At 54.8% G+C, this 5,185-nt stretch carries 4 protein-coding genes; all 4 read left to right on the top strand.

The features are described from left to right. Positions 1–201 precede the first annotated feature (201 nt). Positions 202–471 (top strand): hypothetical protein, encoded by a 270-nt coding sequence (locus tag WA354_RS11070; RefSeq protein WP_472813070.1) that lies wholly within the window; start codon positions 202–204, stop codon positions 469–471. A 1,057-nt stretch (positions 472–1,528) separates the two neighbouring features. Beyond that, positions 1,529–3,190 carry a carbamoyltransferase family protein gene (locus tag WA354_RS11065; protein ID WP_472813069.1) on the top strand — a complete coding sequence of 554 codons (1,662 nt, stop codon included), beginning with the start codon at positions 1,529–1,531 and terminating at the stop codon, positions 3,188–3,190. Further along, positions 3,168–5,027, top strand: coding sequence for a non-ribosomal peptide synthetase (locus WA354_RS11060; RefSeq protein WP_472813068.1), 1,860 nt, complete (start codon positions 3,168–3,170; stop codon positions 5,025–5,027). Before WA354_RS11065 ends, WA354_RS11060 begins: the two co-directional genes overlap by 23 nt. Positions 5,028–5,038: 11 nt before the next feature. Beyond that, positions 5,039–5,185: beta-ketoacyl synthase N-terminal-like domain-containing protein (locus WA354_RS11055; protein WP_472813071.1), on the top strand; the 147-nt coding region annotated here is incomplete at its 3' end.

The raw sequence follows: 5,185 nt of genomic DNA, 5'->3' as shown, positions 1-5,185 counted from the left end.
CACATAAGAGAGGTGAGCGTGCAAGAGAATTTTTCCCTAATATGCCGCATCAAGGTTGGCTATCCCCCATCAGGAAATCGCCTCGCGATACTTGGAGACCGAACGATACAACAGGAATAGACCGGATCACATCACACAGGTATATGTCGCGCGCCGCGGATGACCACGGATCGCTACATCAATAAAGGAGAGCTAAATCTTATGTCACCAAACTTAATGGAAAGGCAGGCTTCAGTGGACGATGTTCTTCGCGAGGTTTCAAGGCTTAAGGCGGTAGTTACCGATGCCGTAGAAGAGGGAGTCGAGTCCGCCGTCAAAGCACTGAGGCAGGGACGCGATGTGGCCGAGGACGCGATCTACGGAGCGCGACGGACCGTAAAACAGAAGCCGCTTCAGGCAATGGGTGTCGTCTTCGCCGCGGGAGTCTTCGCCGGGAGTCTCATGGTATGGCTTAGCTCTCGACGCCGCTAACCGACCTTCAACGGAGCCGAATCACGGGCGATGGCGGAAGGGCGAATGCTGTAAACGGCGGCGGGGCCTCTCCGCGTTGCCTAGGCCGCCACCACGTTCTTAACGCTAGAGTGCGCTTCCCGCCTAGGTGGATTCGCATCCTGGTTTCATCTCTTGCCCTCACCTGACAACCTCAGCTTCCAACGGTGTACGACCGTAACTGCAGCATGCGGGAGACGCGCCGCCTTCCGTGCGTGAGCAGTCTGATTGCCAGGAACGACGGTGTTCTGATTCTTGGAACCGATGCCGGTGAGTGGGCACGCGGTTCCCGGCAGCGGCAGAGTTCATCGGGGCAGATTGGCAAGCGTGGGGCGACTCTCGTTTTGATGCAGACAATTCGATCATCTGTTCAGTTGGATACGTCGCCTGGATCACAACCAACGGCGAAGTCCATTGCAGAGGATTCAATCGTCCTGTGGTTTTTTCTGTCCTCACCCGCAATGGGAACAATTGGCTGCTCCAGCAGATGCACTTTCAGTGGGACGACCGCGATCCGAGTTCCACACACCTCTTCCACCCAGAATTTACGTGAAACTTGTTCAACTGGCGATTCGACGCATTTCCAAGTCTGCGCACTAGTCCGAATCGATCTGTGCCTCCTCTTTGGCGTTCAACAGACAAGCTGGATGAGCGCATGAAATGGAACTGAGCGGCCCTTATCTGGATTCGCTCAACCGGACATTCTCTGCTTCCAGGTAGTGAGCCGAGTACAATTTTATGCCCAAATCTGTTCGTGGAGGCGAATACGACACGAATCTTTTGTGATCGTGATCACTGTTCGCTGTGCACTAGAGGCGCAGATTTGCGCGAAAGCGCACACTGCAGGAGAGTAATTAGTTTTGCTGCCGCAGTAGAGAAAAGAGAAGAATAGCGCGCCCACATTGAGATCCGCCGACTGCTCTGTATCGAAGGAGCCATTGTGAAAGTACTTGGGATTAGCGGGTTGGAGAATTCTGTTTCTTTCAAAAAAGCCAGATGGCCTGGCTTAGACGAGCGCGAATACCGAATAGCACAGGGAATGGACGCGGCTGCGGCCTTGGTGGTTGACGGGAAACTCGTATCGGCGGCAGAGCAGGAGCGCTTCACGAGGAACAAGCACACCGGTCAATTCCCCATCGACGCGATTCAGTTTTGTCTAAGGGATTCCGGCATCTCGATCAATGAGGTCGACGAAATTGCCCACGGGTTCGACTATTCTCCGTACCGGGAGCTTTACCAGAGAGACGAAATTTCACGCGAACTCTACCAGGATGTCTTTTCACGAGACGCCTTGCTGGCACAGGTGCGCAGGGATCTTCCGGGCTTTCCCGACAATAAAGTATTCAACGTCAACCACCACTTAGCGCATGCAGCCAGTGCGGCTTACACGTCAGGCTGGGACGAGTGTCTGGTAGTCGTAAATGATGCGATGGGCGAGACTGAGAGTCTCAGTGTCTATGATTTTCATGATGGCGAATTAGAGAAACTCCACACCGTCAGCGCGAACGATTCGATAGGCATTCTATATTCCCTGATCACACTACATCTTGGTTTCGACTTTAATTCGGATGAATACAAGATCATGGGATTGGCACCTTACGGCAACCGAAGACGCTTTCGGCCGTTCTTTGAGCAGGTCGTGGAACTCCGTGAAGACGGCTCGATTCGCATTCCGATTTTGAAACTTAACCAAAGCCGCGAGGAGCGGGAGAGCTATCTCGGGACGCGCTTGTGGCTTGACGAGCATCTGATCAAGCGCAGGCTTCAAAACCATTCCGTCAATTCGAATCATGAAGATGTAGCTGCCGGCCTTCAAGAATGCCTTGAGCGCGTGGTAATGCACGTGTGCGAACACTTCGGGAAGCAGACGGGGTTGCGCCGGCTTGCTTTGGCGGGGGGCGTGGCCCTTAACTGCACGGCGAACGGCAAGCTGTTCTATTCTCGCCTGTTCGATGAAGTCTACGTGCAGCCCGTCGCGGGCGATGACGGCGTTGCTCTGGGAGCCGCGCTCTATCGCACTTCGCTTGCGAAATCGATTCCGAACCACAGGTTTCCCACCCCGCTCTTTGGTCCCAAATACGACAATGCCGAAATCGAATCTGCACTTGGCGGCTTTGACGGCAAGATTCAATGGAGGCATTTCGGTTCTCTCGAGGCCACATGCGGAGCCGCCTCCAAACTGATCGCGGACGGTCGAGTGATCGCATGGTATCGGGGCCGGATGGAATATGGTCCGCGGGCGCTCGGCAATCGAAGCATCCTGGCCGATCCGAGACGACCTGAAATGCGGGATCGCATCAATGCGATGGTTAAAAAGCGCGAGTCTTTTCGTCCTTTTGCCCCCGCCTGTTCGGTGGAGGAAGCACACCTGTGGTTCGATGTGGCGCCGCGCACTGAACTTCCGTACATGATCAGCGTCGTCGATGTTCGTCCAGAGGTCAGGGCCCAACTGCCCGCAATCACCCATGTGAACGGATCCGCGCGCCTGCAAACGGTTTCGGTGGACGACAATCCCGATTTTCACGCCCTTCTTCTAGCAGTGGGCGAAACGACCGGCCGTCAAATGGTGCTTAACACCAGCTTCAACGTCAAAGGACAACCGATCGTAAACACACCGACAGAAGCGATCGAGACATTTCTGGGAACAGGCATAGAGCATCTGTTCATGGAGAATTATCATGTCACTCGTTCAGCCGCTTGAGTTGAATCGGACAGAATCCGATTACCCGCGCGACCGCACGATCGCCGAACTATTCTCGCAGCAGGCTGCTCTGACTCCGGATGCGATTGCCCTGGCCGCAGGAAACCGCCAGCTGACCTTTAGAGAACTCGACGAAAGAACCGATCGCTTTGCCTGGCTTCTCCAAGACCTTGGCGTCAAGCCTGACACTCTAGTCGGAGTTGCGATGGGACGAACCGAGACCCTCGTTGTCAGCGTGCTCTCTATCCTTAAGGCCGGCGGAGCCTACGTTCCATTGGATCCAAGCTATCCAATGGAACGTCTTTCGTGGATCATCGAAGATTCAAGGATCTCGATACTCCTAAGCACCGAGGAGACGCGCCTTCGCATGCCGCTGGAACTCCAGCGTCTGATGGTTGTGGATGCAGGCGATTCAAACACCGCCCTCAATTGCCGACAATCAATCCATTCTTCTGCCTCGGGCAGAAACCTCGCATATGTCATCTATACCTCCGGCTCCACGGGTAAGCCAAAAGGTGTAATGGTCGAAAACCGCAATGTCTTGAGCTTCTTTGCGGGGATGGATCAGGCCCTCGGTTGTGAACCCGGGGTCTGGCTTGCCGTAACGAGTCTTTCTTTCGATATCTCGGTGCTCGAACTTTTGTGGACCCTGACACGCGGATTTAAGGTCGTACTCCATGGCGATGAAGGCATAGGCAAAATTGGCGAAGAAATCGCCCGCCACCACGTGACGCACCTTCAAATGACTCCCTCGCTGGCGCGCATGCTAGCCCTCGACGCTCGCAGTTTTGCGTCTCTGAGCACACTCAAACAGTTACTCCTGGGGGGTGAGGCAGTCCCTGCATCTCTAATCCACGTACTTCGCCAGGTGTTCAAGGGCGAGATCTACAACATGTATGGACCGACCGAGACTACAGTCTGGTCTACGAGCTGCCTAATTGGAGATGTGAACGAGTCGGTGTCAATTGGCCGCCCTATTTCGAATACCCAGATTTACATTCTCGACTCCAAACTTCAACGTGTCTCCGCGCGTCAGGCCGGAGAACTGTTCATCGGCGGCGATGGTGTGGCCCGCGGCTATTGGGGACGTCCAGATCTTACGGGCGAGCGATTTCTCCGAATTCCCTCAATCACAAATCAACGGCTGTACCGAACGGGCGATCTGGCTCGATATCAGGAGGACGGAGACATTCAGTTCCTCGGCCGCGTCGACTTTCAGATCAAGTTGCGCGGCCATCGCATTGAGCCCGGCGAGATTGAAGCAGCGCTTGAGCAATGCCAAGGAGTTCGGCAAGCCGTAGTCGTCCTTCGCGAAGACCGAGAGGGTGACAAACGACTGGTTGCTTATCTCGTGGCCGACACATCCGACAGCAGCGCCATCTCCGCTCTGCGCAGTGCACTCGGGTCCAAACTGCCCGAGTATATGGTACCTTCCAATTTTGTGTTCCTTCCTGCTCTGCCACTTACAGACAACGGAAAAATCGATCGCAAAGCGTTGCTCGCATTGCCGCCTCCGAATTCTCCCTCGGCCACCATCGCTGAACCTGGAAGCGAAGCCGCAAATGAACTCGAACGCATCATCGCTAACGTGTGGCAAGAGGCGCTGGGAATTCTGACGGTGGGTTTAAACGATAACTTCTTCGATCTTGGCGCGCATTCCCTTACGGTTGCCGAGGTACATGCCAAACTACAGGAAGTTTTGACGCGCGAGATCGCTCTGATCGATCTGTTTCAATTCACCACGGTGAGTACACTTGCGGGCCACCTTGCCGAATCTCCATCGCATGAACTTGTATCGGACCGTGCACAGCGTCGCAAACTGGCAAGGCAGCGCTGAGGAGAGAAGGAATGCAGCCTTCCACAATCGCTATCGTTGGCATGGCAGGGCGATTTCCTGGTGCTCGCAGTGTCTCTCAGTTTTGGCAGAACTTGCATGACGGCGTCGAATCCATTCGTTCGCTCTCGGACACAGAACTGCTCTCATCTGGGGTTTCC

This window comes from Occallatibacter sp. (genome assembly GCF_049802275.1).
Classification (GTDB): domain Bacteria; phylum Acidobacteriota; class Terriglobia; order Terriglobales; family Acidobacteriaceae; genus Telmatobacter.
This window is presented reverse-complemented; position numbering and strand designations above follow the sequence as displayed.